The organism is Phormidesmis sp. 146-12 (assembly GCF_052939495.1).
Map to the genome: position 1 here is coordinate 20,884 of NZ_JBJPHS010000025.1, position 15,496 is coordinate 36,379.

Sequence of the window (15,496 nt, forward strand, 5' to 3'; positions counted from 1 at the left end):
AGACAGCATGTATATGTATAACAACAAAAAGGTTAAGGATATATTTGGTACGCTGAGTATCGACAAGATGCGCCTTCCGTCCAGTGGGCTAACATCGTTGGGCATTCCAAGCTACGTTGCAGAGTGGCTACTCGACAAAATTGTTCCAGGTTCGGGTGCGCTCACAGCAGAAGAATCAGCAAAAGTGAATGATTTTGTAAAAAAAGCATTTCCCCGTAAGGACGACCGACAAGAGATCTTATTTGACATTACGCAGAAGGGGGAGATCCGTAAGATCATTGCTCTGATGCAGGTTCGGGTTAAGTTAGAAGGCAAAGGGGCAATTCCTGACTCATTTGCTCAAATTCCTGTGCTAAATCTTTCAGACTGTCGTATCTCGTTAAACCTCATCGACCAGAACAAGATGCTTCTCCGTCATGGGGTATGGGGAAAAATCACACTTGGGATGCAACCTGATGGAAATGGTGAATTTCATTTTGAGGTAATGGATTTTGATCCCTTCCAATGTTCGAGCGTAAGTCTAAATGACTATGCTCACTGCCGCTCACAATTTACAACCGATGAATGGCGTGATTTGCTCTGTTGCTCGATGGGTTTGAATCCTGAGCATCCGAACTACACCCGTACAGCAAAGACATGGGTGCTGTCGAGGCTTTTACCATTAGTGGAGTCTAATTATCATGTAATGGAGCTTGCTCCGAAAGGGACTGGCAAGAGTTTTGTCTTTGAAAATATCAGTAGTAAAGTATCTTTAATTAGCGGCGGCAAGGTCACTCCGGCTCAACTTTTCTTTAATGGTAAGACAAAAGAAGTTGGGCTTCTAGGCCGCCATGATGTCGTTGCCTTAGATGAAGTGCAAAGCCTGACCTTCGACAATCCAGATGAAATCATTGGCCCACTCAAAACTTACTTAGCTAACGGTCGATACAATCGATCGGGTTTTCAAGATATTGCCAGTGATTGTTCTTTAATTATGCTGGCAAACATTGAGTTAGACCAGTATCTACAACCTCGTAATGAAGATAATCTGGTTGCAGATTTACCAAAATTCTTCTCTGAAACTGCTTTTCTCGATCGTTTTGCTGGCATCATCCCTGGCTGGAAAATCCCTAAGTTTCAGCGGGATATGATGTCTTCTCAAGTTGGGCTAAAAATGGACTTTTTCGGCGAAGTCTTTCTGTCCCTGCGACGAGACAATCGATACTTGCTCTACGCACAACAACACATCAAATTTGATCACACTACATTCATTCGTGATCAAACAGCCATTTTAAAATCAGCGGCAGGATTCTTAAAAATTTTGTACCCCAATTTAGAGCAGGTGACATTGATGGATTTTGAGCGGGACTGTCTGGAGCCTGCTATTGAGCTACGCCAAGCAATCCGCAACTCTCTGTACTTTCTTGATGGTGAATTTCGTCAACGAGGTCGAGCAATCTACGCGGAGGTGCAGTGAGGCAGACTCACCAAGTTTTCGTTATTCAGGAGATCATCACACGAATTGAACGAATGGCATCCTCTAAGATTTCGGCTGCCTGATAAATTTCTGTCTGAGTTGTAAATTTCCCAACTCCAATTCTCAGTGCGCCTTCTATCAGGTCGGAAGAGAGTCTTAGAGCTTGAAGAACATGAGATGGCGCTTCTACCCCCGATGAACAAGCTGATCCCGTCGAGATGGCCAATTTAGAGCGCACTCTGGCAATCGCAGCACTATTTGGCACTCCAGGAATAGAAATGTGTAAGTTGCCCGCTAACCGTGAGTTGAGATCACCATTAACGACCAGCCCTGGGATTTTCTCAAGTAAGAGGGCTTGCAGAAGATTCCGTTTGAGTGCGATCGCGGCTTCATCTGCTTCCATTTCAAGCTGTCGCAATCGGCAGGCTTCTCCTAGCCCCACAATTCCTGGGACATTGAGTGTACCGGGTCGCATTCCTTGCTGCTGACCGCCTCCAAACAGCATCGGTTCTAGACGATGACCTTTGCGGACAATCAACGCTCCAACGCCTTGAGAGCCATAGAGCTTATGTGCAGAAACTGCAAGATAAGTGATTCCCCATTCGCCAAATTGAATCGGAATCTTGCCTACTGCTTGAGCGCCATCGCAGAGAAAGGGGACGCAATAGCGTTGAGCAATTGTAGCGATCGCCTCAGTTGGATAAATATTTCCGATTTCGTTGTTAGCGGCCATGATGCACAGCAGCGAGAGTCCTTCTGCACAAACTTGCTCTAGGTAATTGAGATCGAGTCTGCCTCTTGCATCCACACGAAGATAAATTAATTTTGCCAATCCTCGTTTTTCTAAGGTCTGACAAGTATCCAGAACTGCGTGATGCTCAATGGGAAGCAAAGCAATTTGGCAAGGTGGAGGCTTGGCAAGACTACTCTGAATCGCTAAATTAATACTCTCAGTTGCACCCGATGTCCAAATAATTTCTTTTGGTGAAGCCTCAACCAAATCGGCAACCTGTTGAGCAGCTTGGTTAATGGCTGATTCAGCACGATCGCCGTACTCATGATCTGTGCTGCTAGCGTTACCAAATCCTTCGGTCATGTAGTGGTAGATGCACTCGGCCACTCGTCGATCAGTGGGAGTCGTTGAGTGATAATCAAGGTAAATTGGGTTAATCATTACTCCATACTCTTATCGACTGGCGTTGTCAAATGCTCTGTAGTCTTGAACAGTTTAAGAATATCGCGACTACCTGCCGTAGCAGCAAGGTCGGCAAACTTTTGCCTGATGCGTTATATGTTCACGTTTCGGCTCTGCCAGTGTTAGATCCTATTCTGCAAAATTACGAACGTGAAGCGCGTCAAATTGCGTCTTCAGTAGAGAAATTGACATTGGTCAAATTCAGTCTCAGTAAACCCAGTCTCTCGTACTTGATCTATCCTGATTTTGATACCGATCCTCATCCTGCCTTACTTACTAGCGTCCAGATCAATCTGCTGAATCAAGAAGTCAAACACCGAAACTATAGTGAAACAGGCAACCCCTTCATTCTGCATCGTAAAGAAACATTTGTTACGTCGAACTATCCTTTCTACCAGCAGTTTGTCGCCCTGACTCGTCAGGAGGAGGCATTAGGTCTGCTTGATGATCCTCAAGCGATCGGCACTCGACAGGCGTGGGAGCAGCGGCTTGCAGCTTGTCGGGTTGAGTTTCAAGGACATAGGTTGATTCACTCGCTTCTTAATCCCCGAAGTTCTCAAGTCAAAATTGATCGATACAAAGCTGCCATCAGTCGTAGTGACTTCTCCAAGCCAGTTCGTCTCGCCCTGGAAGCAGGTCTTTTTACCGAAGGCACTACATTTTTTGATTATGGGTGTGGGCAATGTGGTGACCTTGAGCGAGTGGCTAAATCGGGCTATTCCAGTGCTGGCTGGGACCCTCACTACCGTCCCAACACTGAATTGGCAGAGGCAGATGTGGTAAATCTGGGCTACGTCATAAATGTGATTGAATCTCAGACTGAGCGGCGAGAGGCGCTGATTAGGGCTTGGACACTAACCCGGCAGGTTTTGATTGTAGCGGCACAAGTATTGATTGCTCAGGGCAGTAGCCAGATTGCCTATGGAGACGGAGTGATTACCAGTCGCAACACGTTTCAGAAGTATTATGACCAGGAGGAACTCAAGCTTTATATTGACCAGGTGTTGGGGGTGGATGCGGTGCCGATCGCGTTGGGCATTTACTTCGTGTTTCGAGATGAGGTACAGGCGCAAAACTTTCGGGCTTCTCGGTTTCGATCGCGCGTTTCTGTTCCCAAGGTGCAACTCCAGCACAAGCGATTTGAAGACTACAAAGAACTGCTGTCTCCATTGATGGCTTTCTTTACCGATCGAGGGCGATTACCAACGCTGGAGGAACTGCCTGAAACTGAAGCACTTAGCGCTGAGTTTGGCAATCTGCGGCGGGCGTTTCAAATTGTTCTGCAAGCGACGAATCCGCAAGAGTGGGATGCAATTAGCGATCGCCGTCGTCAAGATTTGCTGGTTTATCTAGCACTGAGCCATTTTGGCCATCGCCCGAAACTGCGAGACTTAGCAAGCGTGGTTCAAACTGATATCAAGAGTCTGTTTGGTGGCTATCAGCAAGCCTGCACAGCGGCAGATTTAATGCTAATGAGTTTAGGCAATTTGGGCGTAGTTGCAGAACGTTGTCAAAGTAGCCAAATTGGTAAAAAGTTGGGGAGTTCTCTCTGGGTGCATGTGTCAGCGATCGAAACGCTTGACCCGCTGTTGCGCCTCTATGAAGGCTGCGCCTCTCGAACGATCGGTCGTCCTGAAGAAGCAAACGTGATCAAATTTCACTGCCGCAAGCCCAAAATCACGTATCTGGTCTATCCAGAGTTTGATGCTGATCCACACCCGGCTTTGCACAGCAGTATGCAGATTGATTTGCGGGATTTGCACGTTCACTATCGAGACCACGATCGCGATGACAATCCACCTGTACTGCACCAGAAGGATTTGCTAGTCACGCCTGAGTATCCTGGCTACGAGAAGTTTGCCAAGCTGAGTCGGCAGGAAGAAGATTGGGGGCTACTCGAAGATTGGAAGCGGATTAGCGATCGACGAGGGTGGCGATCGTGCTTGGAGGATCACTGTGCAGAGTTGAAAGGGCATCGGGTCGTTTGGCGCAAAGATGCTGATCCATATCGGATGAAGCTGGTACGAAGTCAACGGCGCAGCAAAGATGTCCGGCTATCCGAGCAAAACAGGCAGGGCGAAAAGGGGGGGGATAATCTGCTTAACTTATAGGGTTTGTGAGTCAGGTTTGGTGACAGTCTTGCAAAAATATTAGGCTGTTAGATCTCAAGGAGGCTCATTTTAGGGGTCGCCAATTGCCGGAGGGGATGAAGGATGCCCAGTAGTAGGGATGGCGATATGGGGGGTCGTTGAGGAATTCTCGCTGGGTGAGGAGGAGGGCATCGCTGCGTCCAGTGCCGTTGAGCAGACGATCGTAGTATTGCACCATCAGGTCTTTGGTGCCGTCGTCGCTGACTTTCCAGAGGCTGATCAGTTGGGTTTCGGCTCCGGCGAGGGTGAGGGCGCGGCGCAATCCATAAACGCCTTCCCCATTGGCAATGTCACCGATTCCGGTTTCGCAGGCGGATAAGATGACCAGTTGGGTTCCGCGCAGGTTGAGATTGCTGACTTCGAGGGCGGTGAGGATGCCGTCTTCGGAGCCACTTTTGCGGGGGTTAGATCCGGCAAGGGCGAGTCCGGCGCGCAGGAGGGGATTTTCGCCCAGTCTGATCGCAGGAGCGGTGGAGATTTCTTCAAACAGGGGGAGTGCGCTGGCACGGGTTTTGTCGGGGGTGAGTGGAGGGAGGTCTTGCAGGAAGAAGCCGTGGGTGGCGATGTGGAGGATGCGGGGAGATTGGATTTGTTGGAGGGCGTTTTCGGTGGCTTGGGAGCCTGTGAGGACGATCGCGCCGGGGAGTTTGGGAGCGATCGCTTTGGCTTCTGCGGCCGTGCCGGGAAGGGGATCAAATTTGAGGGTCGCGAGGTCGGTGGATCGCTGGCTCGATCGCCGTTGGGGAGTGGAGATTGGCTGAATCGATTTTTGAGCAACGATGGGAGAATTGCTGCTGCGAGTTTGGGCGATGGAGTTGGGATCACCGGGGCGATCGTAGTCGGGATTGGCAAAGATAATGGCTGGCTGACGGCTGGCTGAATCGGTCTGGAAACGTAAGAGATCACGTCCTGTGGTCAGATAGGTGATGGCGTAGGTTTCGACGAGGTAGCGGTTTTGTTCGTCTACGAGGGCGGCGAAGGGGATGAGGTTGAGTTGGCTGTCGGGGGAGATCAGGAGTTGGCGGGTGTTGCCCAATTGGGCGCGGATGGGCTGCATCAGGAGGGCATCGAGTTGACGGGCGATCGGTTTGGGGTCGATGTTGGGGGATTGCAGGAGGCGACGGAATTTGGCGGCGAGGGAGTCGATCGCGGCGGCTTCTCCTAAATCGATGGATTGGATTGTGCCTTGGGGGGAGAGAATGTAGGCGGCGTAGCGGGGGTTGCCGTAGCGATCGCTCTGCTTGGCTTTGGGGTTGATGGGTTGGTAGCGGATGATTTCGACGAGGGCGGTGTTGGCGGGGATTTGGGTTTGGATGGCTTCGAGGGTGATGGGCTGGCTTTGGGTGCGAAATTCGGCGCTGCGGTTGTTGAGGTCGGCTTCGAGTTGGGTGGCTTGTTGTTGGAGTTGGGTGATGCGGGTTTTGTATTGTTCAGGGGTGAGTTTGCCGAGTCCGCTGTAGTAGAGGGTGGCGAGTTGGGTGCGGACGGAGGCGAGGTCGTCAAAACGCTTTTGGTCGGCGGGGGTAAGGTTTTGGCGCAGGCGTTGCGTTCCGTCGGTGAGGGCATCGAGGATGCGACCTTTGCGACGCAGGAGGGTGGTGAGGGCGAGACGGGCGGCGTTGGGGTTGTTGTTGGCAGATTGCAGGTGCAGGGAGATTGCAGCATTCGTGGTTGAGGCAATGGTGGCGAGATAGGCTTGCTTTTGTGTCTCTGCGCCAACCGCAAGATTGATATCTAGATTGTGTTCTTGGATTTCCATTCCTTGGCTGAGGAAGGAGATCGATCGCTCAGAATCGCCTTGACTTTGGTACAACGATGCCAGATTGTTCAGACTGGTGGCAACAGTGGGATGATTCTCACCCAAGAGCCGTTTATTCAACTCCAAGGCTTGTTTGAGGAGGGGTTCTGCCTCAGCGTAGCGTCCCTGCAATTGGTACAGCACTGCCAGATTGTTAAGACTGATGGCAACAGTGGGATGGTTCTCACCCAAGAGCCGTTTATTCAACTCCAAGGCTTGTTTGAAGAGGGGTTCTGCCTCAGCGTAGCGTCCCTGACGTTGGTACAGCATTGCCAGATTGTTAAGACTGGTGTCAACATAGGGATGATTCTCACCTAGAATGCGTTTGTGGATTGCTAATACCTGTTCTGCTAAGGGAATTGCCTCATTAAATTTGCCTTGCTGGTAAAGCTGAAATGCCTGTTGGTTTAACCGTTTCGCTTCCTGAAGGGCAGTTTCCTCTTCAGCAGAAAACGATCGACCCTCCTGACCCAAAACAGGCAGCACAACACTCGCAGAAACGCCAATGCTGGCAGCAAACAGACCCAGCGAAAGCAAAGTCGAAGCCATTTTTGACACGATCGGGCAACGTTGAGAAGTCATAGCACCAGGTAGAAACGTCTGTGATCAGTTATCGCTCTCGATCGCCAGAACCTATGCAAATCTCAAGCTCAGTAACTCTAATCTGCAAAGTATTTGATCGAACACGCTCACAAAATTATTGATCTACAGAGATTATTTCTCCACGATCGCCCCTCTAATCTTCAACATTCGAGTTTGGGACGAGAACGATCGTGCTTCAAATGACAAACTTCGAGGTCGGAAGGGGAACGATCGAGCTTCAAGCACCAAACTCCGAGGTCAGAAGGGGAACGATCGTGCTGCCCTACTCGGTCAAGAATTCTGGAATAGCTTTATCGATTTTCCGCGTCAGTCCTCATGGGCAAGATACGAACCCTCGATTTGTTTTTATCGATCGTGATCAAAGCACCTGCTAATAGTTGGGTTTCAAACTGCTGTAGAACGGCTACGACTGTATTCACTAGCACTTCGGGAAAAGTATCCTGAACTCTAACCTGGATTACACTGGGTGACTCGGCTTGAGTCGCAGCCAGAATGCTCCCAAAATCAAGGTCATGGGTAAAGACAACATAGCCGTTACTTTTTGCCCACTCCATCAATATTCTGTCAGGTGCAGTGGGTTCACCTACGTTAGACCAATGAATCGACTCGATACCAAACCGACTGAATGCTTGACACCAATCGGGTGAGAGGTTCATGTCAATCAAGATTTTCATACTGAAATTAGGGGAACCTCTACTTCTTCAGCCCGCCATGCAGCATAGGAGAGGGCTTCGTAGATATCCGCTTCTTCAAGGTAGGGATAAGCGTTGAGAATCTCTGGAATGGTTCGTCCAGATGCCATCAACCCGACGATCGTCCCTACAGTGACGCGCATATGCCGAATGCAGGGCTTGCCGCCCATAACTGCTGGGTCAAGGGTGATTCGAGTGAGGGATTTCATAGCTGTTCTCCTGAATTGACGTGATTGAGAATCCTGATCTGGCTGGGTCGATCGCTGTCATTAGTGTAATGGTTTCGCTGTGGGCAATGACGATCTGCTGGTAGTGGGAGATGTCCTGGGGGCTGGCAAATTCCGAGATCGGAAGGGGAACGAACACGTAGTGAAGGGGAACGATCGTGCTTCAAATGACGAATTTTGGGTTTTGAGGAGGAACGAACACGTAGTGAAGCGGAGCTACCGTGCTTCAGATCTCAAAGTTTCAGCTTGAACAGGGAACAGTTGCCCTTCAAATGACAAACTCTGAGTTCTGAATTCCAATGCTAGAATCGGGGCAAGCTTCACCCAACGCAACGCCATGAGTCCAATCGTTCAGCCATCCAATTCAGGCTCTCCTTTGAAGTTGACGCTAGTCCTGGAACAACTCGCTTCTGGTGATGTGGTTGCTTCTGTGTTGGAGTTTCCCCAATGTCGGGTTGAGGCAGAGACCAGAGAGGTCGCAATTGCTCAAATTAGAAGCGACCTGGCAGCAATGCTAGAGAGACTAGAATTTTTGCCGCTAGAAATTTCCAAAGTGGCTGCTGCACCCTCAAAAAGCCCCTGGATCAAGTACGCTGGCATCTTTCAGAACGATCCAGACTTCGCCGCGATCGCCGCAGCCATTCGAGCCGAGCGCAATTCAGAGGATGACACAGAAGTTGACCCTGCTGTTTACGCGCTAGATAGTTAACCAGATGAGCTTATACATTCTCGATACCGATCACGTTTCAATGTGGTTGGAGAATCACCCGATCGTCACCTCAAACGTTGCTCAACATGAGGCAGACTTAGCCATTGCGATTATCACTGTTCAAGAAATCTTCAATGGCTGGATGGGTCGTCTCAACGATCCTGCTCAGGTCAATCAACAGGTAAAACTCTATGGCAAGCTCTCAAAGGTAGTCGCATTCCTGCAAGAAGTTAGGGTTTTAGATTTTGACGAAACGGCTGACCAGGTTTTTCGCCAACTGTTAACCAATCACCCACCTTTGCGAAAAGCTCGCCTACAAAAAGATATGCGAATCGCAGCAATCGCGATCGTGCAAGGTGCAATTGTGATTACCAGAAACTATCGTGATTTTTCTCAAGTCCCCAACTTGCAAATTTTTAATTGGAGTATGAATCCATTTCCATAGAGTGAAGATTTCGCGTTACACAAATGCTCACACAGCGCGATTGAATACCATTCAACTGAGCTAACCAGCCACACGATCGAGGGTTTGATCATGTCCTACAGCGAATTCAAAACAATGGGTGCAGTCCTGAAAGAATACCAGGTGCGCTATGACGAAGTTAATTTTGTTGACCCCCTGGCATTCTCTGTTTCTGACTACTTTCGAGAAGATTTGCACCTGATGATGCGCGAAGGCGTAGTCGATAACTCTGAGTTTGCCATCTGCGAAAACCTGATTTATCCCGTTCTCAAAGAAGTCTGGAAACTGTATCGCCAGCATTTTATTGTCTGGAGCCATCAAGCCCTCACCTTCGACAACCGCCTTACCGGATTCCCAGAGTATATTCTGGCGCGTCGATCGCCCCTCGGCAAAATCGTGTTCGACAAACCCTACTTGCTCCTGGTCGAAGCCAAGCAAGACAACTTTGAAACCGCTTGGGCGCAATGTCTCTCGGAAATGATCGCCGCCCAACGCCTCAATCAGGAGCCACCAATCATTGTCTTTGGCATCACCTCCAACGGTACAACCTGGCAATTTGGCAAACTAGAAGGTGACTGCTTCACTCGCAATATTAGTTACTACAGCATTCAAGATTTGGAAGGCCTGTTTGGAGCCGTTAACTACATGTTTCAGCAATGTCAGGTGCAGTTGCAGCAGTACGCGATCGCTCTCTAAGTGGGAGCGATCGCATAGATGCTACTTCGATCGTGACTTAGGAGCGTGGATTCAATAACCTGTAAAACTTGTGAGCGTCTTCTGCCCTCATCCCCAACCCTTCTCCCTAGGGAGAAGGGAGCCAGTCTCTTGTTCCCTCTCCCATCGGGAGAGGGCTAGGGTGAGGGCGAGACGTTGCACTTTATTTAATTCTCATTCCTTAGAATTCTTACCAGCCTGAACCTGTTGCTGCACAGCATCGACAGCGGCAGACGCATTAACTAGCCCTTTGCCGAAATAATACTGCTCGATCGACAACACTTCTCCCGGTACATTAATTCCTGGATTTGAGACGGGAAGCCCATACTCCAGTGTGGTTGTAGACGGAATGCCTTTTTGCAGTCGATAGCGATTAGCGTCCTTTTGAGTAATCTTTAGGGGTTGATAGCTTGCAGTCTTCTGAAGCATCTCTGTTAGTTGCTCACGAGTCAGTTGGCGTTGGGGATCTTCTCCTTTCATCAGCGCGACGACTCCCGCGACCACTGGCGACGAAAAGGAGGTTCCCTGTACCTGCACATACCGCCCCGTCGGATCAAAGGCTGGCCCCCAGGTATATTTGGGCAGTGTCATCCCTTCCCAAAAGCCAGAAATCCAGGTTCCTCCTGTGGTGAGAATGCCGCCACTGTTGCCCAGCGATACGTCACCCCCTGGAGCAATGACATCTAACCGTCTACCAAAATTGCTGTAGGACGATCGCTGTCCTGCCATATTACTCGCCCCCACCGACAACACACCCGGAATTGCAGCCGGATAGCCAGAACCATCCAGATCCTCGTTCCCCGATGATGCCACAATCATCAGTTTCGGGTTCTCATCCAATACAGCAAAAATCTGATCAGCGTCCGCCTGATTGGGAACTAATGCTCCGAAGCTGAGGTTAATTACATCGACACCCCGCGCAGCAGAGTAACCGATCGCCTCAATAAACCCATCGTTTGAAATCTCACCGCCCACTCCAAACACGCGCACAGGCAGAATCTTAGCATTGGGAGCCACACCGACTGCACCTCCAACTTGCTGTGGTTTAGCCGCTACTACCCCCGAAACCCAGGTTCCATGAAACTCACCAGAAATCTCACTCAGAATAAAGTAGCGAATCAGATCGGCAACTTTGTCAGGAGTCAATCCAGGATAGGCTTCTCGAACTTTGCCAGCCACTTCATCATAGGCTTTCAGCACATCTTCATCTCGCTGAAACATCCGCTGAAAATGAGGTTTAAGCAGGGCTAACTCTGCCGAACTAAGGCGCGTATCCGGGTCTCCCGATGCACAGACAGTAGGATTGTTGGGCAAGCAGGTTTGTTGTTGCTCAAAGCCAGAAAAATCCCAGCCGTACCGCTCTCCTGGCATCAAATCAGGTAGATTTTGGGGAACTTGATAAAGGCTACCCTGTAAGTCTGGATGATCCCACTGGATCACACTATCAAGGACTGCTACAACAACATCCTTACCGCCATTGCCCTTAGCCCAGGCTTCCGGGGCACGAACATCCGTGCGTTGTCCCAGAGTTTTCTGACGCAGCCGACTGTCGAGATGCCACTGGTAAGGTAATAGCGAATTGGGAAAGAGACTGTTTTTGGCTTGGGGTAGGCTGGCGACTAGTTGCTTGAGGTCGATCGCACTCTGCCTCTCAGTTGGAGCAAGGAACTGTTGCTGAGGCTGATAGTTGATTGCCTGAATGAAGTTGGGCGATGCAGACTGAACTCCGGTGACACTGCCCAATTGATCGATGACGGGGAGCAAACCTGCGCCTGATGCGGTGCGCGATCGTACCAGGTAGCGATTTTTGGTAAAGCGAAGCGGACGAACCATTTCAGCATCGTAGCGTTTCAGGATTGATTCAACCTGTGACTTTGATGTTCCTGGCTCAAAGCTAACAATCATTTCATCATTCAAAATAATGGTCTGATCGCTGTCTTTCGCAGCATCTTTGCGTTGAAAAATCGGTAATGTGGTTTGGATGTAGGATTGCTCTAAGCGTTTTTTGAGTGTTTGTTGAAAGTCGAGCGATCGAGTAGCGGGTAGCGTCAAGACTGCATAGCGCGACCCCAGGGGTTTAACCTCTACTTTCAGGTTTTTAGGAGCATTCAGACCGCGTGTATCGTCGCCTCCCTGCAAAACTTTTTCTAGCTTCACCAAGTCAGGTTCACCCAGAGAACGCCCCCTCACCGCAGGCTGAAATACAACAGCAAGTTGGTTAGGCTTTTCTGCTAATTGAATGCGCTGATTGTAAAACTTGTAGGAAAGGTCAGTTGGCTGAGGCGACTCCTTTGCCCCTGCTGCAAATAGAATAGTCGTGAGGTTAGGTGTGATCAAAAGGAAAGCTGCAAGGGTAAAGCCAGAGAGAATGCGTTTCATGATGAGTACCAATGGTAAACGTTAAAGAATCAAACTAGAAAAAATTAGACTTCAGAGGACGTTTGAAAAGTCGTCGTTCACTGCCTTCACCCGCCCTGCACTGAAGTACGGGCTAATAAGGGAAAGTCCACTGAAGGGACTCCGGAACCGTTTGAGCGTCTTCAGTCCGTTTCAACGGAGTTCGCATGGTTAGCCCGTACTTCAGTGCAGGGCGAGACAGCATCGAAGCGGAGAGCTATTTTATACTTTTCAAACCCGCCCTCAGCATGAATTTGAAATCTAAATACACCAAGTTAATTGCTGAATGTGAGTGCAACTTAGCCTCAAACATTCAACCAGAAACGAACTACAAAACTAAACACTAATCAACCACTTGCAGAATGGCTGAGAACACACCAGATAGCTTTGGGTCGAGTCCGCGAGCAATGCTATTGCTGTCACCACTTGCGGGTCTTGCACCTGCACGAGTAATGTCACTGACCAAACTGCGCGTCGTCTGAACAACACTATCCTCAGAATCATTCACGCTCCGAGTCTTACCATCGAAGGTAATATAGCTTCCCCGTCCGAGTTTGCGACCACGGGCGATCGTTTGCAATCCTCGTAAGGTATCTCGCAACTGTGAGGCGCTAGTAATCACCAATACTTCAAAGAAACCTGCGGGGCCATAGACCTCCATCGGCACTGTTGTGGTTTGTTGTGGTTTGACAACGGAAGCCGATTCGGGTGAATCCCAGTTAGCCGGATGCAGCACCGTCATAGTTCCGTCATCTCCGATCGACAGCACCGCCAGATACACTGGATTCTTTTCCCGATTGACTATATTGATATCAACGATCGATCTGGCTGGCTGTGGCTTGAGTGAGCCTTGTGCCCCCAGGGATCTACTTCCTCCGCGTGACAGCACTTGCACATTGCCGCCTTGGTGAGATTTGAGGTCAACATCTACTTTGAGTTGGGAGGCTTCTCCATTGAGCGTTAGACTCAGTAGCTGTCGTGCCAGCAGCATTTTTAACTGGGGACGCAATCGGGCCACGATGCGCTGGGGTGGTTCATCCAGGCGACCAAAGCTATTGGCGATCGGAGCATTGCCAGAGGTAAATAGTCCCACACTGTTGTTGGGTTGAGCAATGTTCACGCCACGCGCTTGTCCGGCTAGTCGAGCCGTGTCTGTCATGCGACCGAGAATAAAATTTACTGAACCGCGCTGATTGATGGGCACTACTTGAATGCGAGCAATCTTTTGGAGTTCTTGAGCGATCGCCGCCCGATCAGCCCCCAGATTCTCATCCAACCCGACTTTGAGCGATAAATCTGTTGGCAAGTTTCGTAGTTTTTCTCGTAGCAGAGTCCCCGGTTGAGGTGTTTTTCCAGCGTTGAGTTTGCCGTAGCCTTCTAGCCCCAATCGACCTGTTTGCTCAATTTCTCCAATCACACTACCGTTGTCATCAACCATGCTAAATAAGCTACCCGGCTGGAATGCTTCGAGACTACGCGAAGAGACTCCACCCAGCCAGAAAACAATTTTGCCATCGGGTCTAACTTGACGCACAACGGCTTCGGCGCTGGGACGATCGGCAGTGAGTTGATAAACAGGTTGTTGAGCAAAGGGTTGTCCGGGGGCAATGTCTTTGATGGGGATCTGGGGATTGCCCGATGTGGCAGCTAATTCTTGGGTAATTAAGGCGAGGCGATCGAAGGTGCTATTTAAGGGTTCGCTGCCAGACAACTGCCAGAGATAGCGAGTCAATAGATAGGTCAGTGCCCCAGCACTAAAGTCTACAAAACTAGCATCGACAGCAAGCTGCTCTTTTTGTGCGGAACCGAGTGCAACCCCTTTAGCGATTCCTTTCGTGCGACGGGTTTGAAATTCTGTTTTTGACCAGCCCAGTTTTTCTAGTTGCTTTGCTTGGTAAGTTATTTCAGCGTCGCTGGGATTGGTCGGTGGCTCGTTAGAACGTCCAGATCGTAATGCCCGCACGACTTGATTTCCGCGTGTGCCGCCACCAGAGTGGCAGCTATCTAGCACCATTGTAAACAAGTCGGTTTTAAGCTGGCTCGACAGTAGGAATAGGGTGCGTCCCATGATGTCGTTGCGATCGTCTAGAGTGCAGTCGGCAGGAAGCAGCGTACCATTCAATTTTTTATCATCTAGAGGTTGAGGATCGGTGACCAACGATCCATGCCCAGAGTAGTGAAAAACAACGACATCTCCGGGTTGAGCTTGCTGGATCAAATGGGTTTCAAATGCATCTAAAATGTTTTGTCGAGTGGGTTTAGTGTCTGTGTCATCGGTCAATCGCAGAATGTCTTGATCTTTGAAACTATAGCGATGTCGCAGGAGTTCATATTGCATTTCCACATCGGTTAAGCACCCCTTCAGCGAGGTGATGCCAGAAGGATAGTCGTTAATTCCGACTAGAAGGGCAAGTTTGCGGCCGGTGGGCTGGGCAAGTAAGCGATCGGTGCGATCGGCTTGAGTGATGAAGTCGAGTTGGCTGAGTCCGACGCTGGCAAAGGTTGCGCCAGCAAATTGCAGAAATTGGCGGCGTTTGATGTTTGTCATAGAGGATTGTCTGGGATACGCAGACACATAAGTAAGTTTTGAGACTGTCATACCATTAATTTCTGACTAATGGTAATCTTTTATGGAATTCTCTAAAAGAACTTTCAGTCTCATGCTGTAACGATCTAGCTCTGGCAAAAAAGAGGATATGCAGAAAGCGTGTAAGCGATTAGAGATTTTTGCACTTCTTGGCTAACATTGCGAATCAGCGATCGCTTCCTCTCTTGTTTTGGTTCCTCTGCTGGTCGGTCTCGTGAGAGATTGGAATATGGAACAAAAGATTCTTTGTTGAATGCCTGTATTTTTGAGAATTGGGGTGATATTTTTAACGAGGAAGGAAAATCTGCATAAGCTCGATCGCGCCAGAGCGAAAAATAATTAGCCGTTAAAAATCAGAGGCAATCAGATGCGTTACGCAAGGTCGATCGTCTTAGCAGAATTGGTGATGAGGCTGGTGGGACTGGCACAGACGATCGCGCAGACTAGAGTTACAGGACGACTTGTCGAGGTCGCCAGAGTTTCTTTGTTGTAGGAGAACGGTCAA

The 15,496-nt window shown here is 49.5% G+C and carries 12 protein-coding genes; 6 read left to right on the top strand and 6 right to left on the bottom strand.

The features are described 5' to 3' along the window. The first annotated feature begins 13 nt into the window (after positions 1-13). Positions 14-1,456 carry a BREX system Lon protease-like protein BrxL gene (brxL, locus tag ACKFKF_RS12860; protein WP_446868067.1) on the top strand — a complete coding sequence of 481 codons (1,443 nt, stop codon included), beginning with the start codon at positions 14-16 and terminating at the stop codon, positions 1,454-1,456. Positions 1,457-1,481: 25 nt separating this feature from the next. Here the strand turns inward: brxL and ACKFKF_RS12865 are convergent, their stop codons facing one another. Then, positions 1,482-2,630, bottom strand: coding sequence for a cysteine desulfurase family protein (locus ACKFKF_RS12865; RefSeq protein ID WP_446868068.1), 1,149 nt, complete (start codon positions 2,628-2,630; stop codon positions 1,482-1,484). A gap of 32 nt (positions 2,631-2,662) precedes the next feature. On the opposite strand from ACKFKF_RS12865, the gene ACKFKF_RS12870 reads away from it, so the two are divergent. Further along, positions 2,663-4,762, top strand: a complete 2,100-nt coding sequence (locus ACKFKF_RS12870; RefSeq protein ID WP_446868069.1) for a DNA phosphorothioation-associated putative methyltransferase — start codon at positions 2,663-2,665, stop codon at positions 4,760-4,762. Between the two features lie 64 nt (positions 4,763-4,826). Here the strand turns inward: ACKFKF_RS12870 and ACKFKF_RS12875 are convergent, their stop codons facing one another. The 3 genes from ACKFKF_RS12875 to ACKFKF_RS12885 form a co-directional block, all read right to left on the bottom strand. Further along, positions 4,827-7,181 (bottom strand): CHAT domain-containing protein, encoded by a 2,355-nt coding sequence (locus ACKFKF_RS12875; protein WP_446868070.1) that lies wholly within the window; start codon positions 7,179-7,181, stop codon positions 4,827-4,829. 311 nt (positions 7,182-7,492) lie between these two features. Next, positions 7,493-7,876, bottom strand: a complete 384-nt coding sequence (locus ACKFKF_RS12880; protein ID WP_446868071.1) for a DUF5615 family PIN-like protein — start codon at positions 7,874-7,876, stop codon at positions 7,493-7,495. Beyond that, on the bottom strand, positions 7,873-8,103 hold the full coding sequence (locus tag ACKFKF_RS12885; protein WP_446868072.1) for a DUF433 domain-containing protein: 231 nt from the start codon (positions 8,101-8,103) through the stop codon (positions 7,873-7,875). Before ACKFKF_RS12885 ends, ACKFKF_RS12880 begins: the two co-directional genes overlap by 4 nt. A gap of 355 nt (positions 8,104-8,458) precedes the next feature. Between ACKFKF_RS12885 and ACKFKF_RS12890 the strand changes: the two genes are divergently transcribed. The 3 genes from ACKFKF_RS12890 to ACKFKF_RS12900 all read left to right on the top strand — a co-directional run bounded on the left by ACKFKF_RS12890 (position 8,459) and on the right by ACKFKF_RS12900 (position 9,989). After that, a complete protein-coding gene (locus ACKFKF_RS12890; RefSeq protein WP_446868073.1) occupies positions 8,459-8,830 on the top strand; it encodes a type II toxin-antitoxin system HicB family antitoxin in 372 nt (123 codons plus the stop codon). Positions 8,831-8,834: 4 nt separating this feature from the next. Further along, complete coding sequence (locus tag ACKFKF_RS12895) at positions 8,835-9,275, top strand: type II toxin-antitoxin system VapC family toxin (protein ID WP_446868074.1); 441 nt, start codon at positions 8,835-8,837, stop codon at positions 9,273-9,275. Between the two features lie 90 nt (positions 9,276-9,365). Next, positions 9,366-9,989, top strand: coding sequence for a hypothetical protein (locus ACKFKF_RS12900; RefSeq protein WP_446868075.1), 624 nt, complete (start codon positions 9,366-9,368; stop codon positions 9,987-9,989). A 192-nt stretch (positions 9,990-10,181) separates the two neighbouring features. Here the strand turns inward: ACKFKF_RS12900 and ACKFKF_RS12905 are convergent, their stop codons facing one another. Together ACKFKF_RS12905 and ACKFKF_RS12910 are read right to left on the bottom strand one after the other, a co-directional pair. Further along, positions 10,182-12,386 (bottom strand): S8 family peptidase, encoded by a 2,205-nt coding sequence (locus ACKFKF_RS12905; RefSeq protein ID WP_446868076.1) that lies wholly within the window; start codon positions 12,384-12,386, stop codon positions 10,182-10,184. Positions 12,387-12,747: 361 nt separating this feature from the next. Continuing rightward, positions 12,748-14,952 (bottom strand): caspase family protein, encoded by a 2,205-nt coding sequence (locus tag ACKFKF_RS12910; RefSeq protein WP_446868077.1) that lies wholly within the window; start codon positions 14,950-14,952, stop codon positions 12,748-12,750. Between the two features lie 406 nt (positions 14,953-15,358). On the opposite strand from ACKFKF_RS12910, the gene ACKFKF_RS12915 reads away from it, so the two are divergent. Next, the gene (locus ACKFKF_RS12915) at positions 15,359-15,484 is read left to right on the top strand and encodes a hypothetical protein (protein WP_446868078.1); all 126 of its coding nucleotides are present in this window, start codon (positions 15,359-15,361) and stop codon (positions 15,482-15,484) included. Positions 15,485-15,496: the final 12 nt, after the last annotated feature.

What these genes read in the sequence shown, in the direction of transcription:
- brxL (WP_446868067.1), top strand. Translation starts at nt 14, where the DNA reads ATGTATAACAACAAAAAGGTTAAGGATATATTTGGTACGCTGAGTATC.
- ACKFKF_RS12865 (WP_446868068.1), bottom strand. Translation starts at nt 2,630, where the DNA reads ATGATTAACCCAATTTACCTTGATTATCACTCAACGACTCCCACTGAT.
- ACKFKF_RS12870 (WP_446868069.1), top strand. Translation starts at nt 2,663, where the DNA reads ATGCTCTGTAGTCTTGAACAGTTTAAGAATATCGCGACTACCTGCCGT.
- ACKFKF_RS12875 (WP_446868070.1), bottom strand. Translation starts at nt 7,181, where the DNA reads ATGACTTCTCAACGTTGCCCGATCGTGTCAAAAATGGCTTCGACTTTG.
- ACKFKF_RS12880 (WP_446868071.1), bottom strand. Translation starts at nt 7,876, where the DNA reads ATGAAAATCTTGATTGACATGAACCTCTCACCCGATTGGTGTCAAGCA.
- ACKFKF_RS12885 (WP_446868072.1), bottom strand. Translation starts at nt 8,103, where the DNA reads ATGAAATCCCTCACTCGAATCACCCTTGACCCAGCAGTTATGGGCGGC.
- ACKFKF_RS12890 (WP_446868073.1), top strand. Translation starts at nt 8,459, where the DNA reads ATGAGTCCAATCGTTCAGCCATCCAATTCAGGCTCTCCTTTGAAGTTG.
- ACKFKF_RS12895 (WP_446868074.1), top strand. Translation starts at nt 8,835, where the DNA reads ATGAGCTTATACATTCTCGATACCGATCACGTTTCAATGTGGTTGGAG.
- ACKFKF_RS12900 (WP_446868075.1), top strand. Translation starts at nt 9,366, where the DNA reads ATGTCCTACAGCGAATTCAAAACAATGGGTGCAGTCCTGAAAGAATAC.
- ACKFKF_RS12905 (WP_446868076.1), bottom strand. Translation starts at nt 12,386, where the DNA reads ATGAAACGCATTCTCTCTGGCTTTACCCTTGCAGCTTTCCTTTTGATC.
- ACKFKF_RS12910 (WP_446868077.1), bottom strand. Translation starts at nt 14,952, where the DNA reads ATGACAAACATCAAACGCCGCCAATTTCTGCAATTTGCTGGCGCAACC.
- ACKFKF_RS12915 (WP_446868078.1), top strand. Translation starts at nt 15,359, where the DNA reads ATGCGTTACGCAAGGTCGATCGTCTTAGCAGAATTGGTGATGAGGCTG.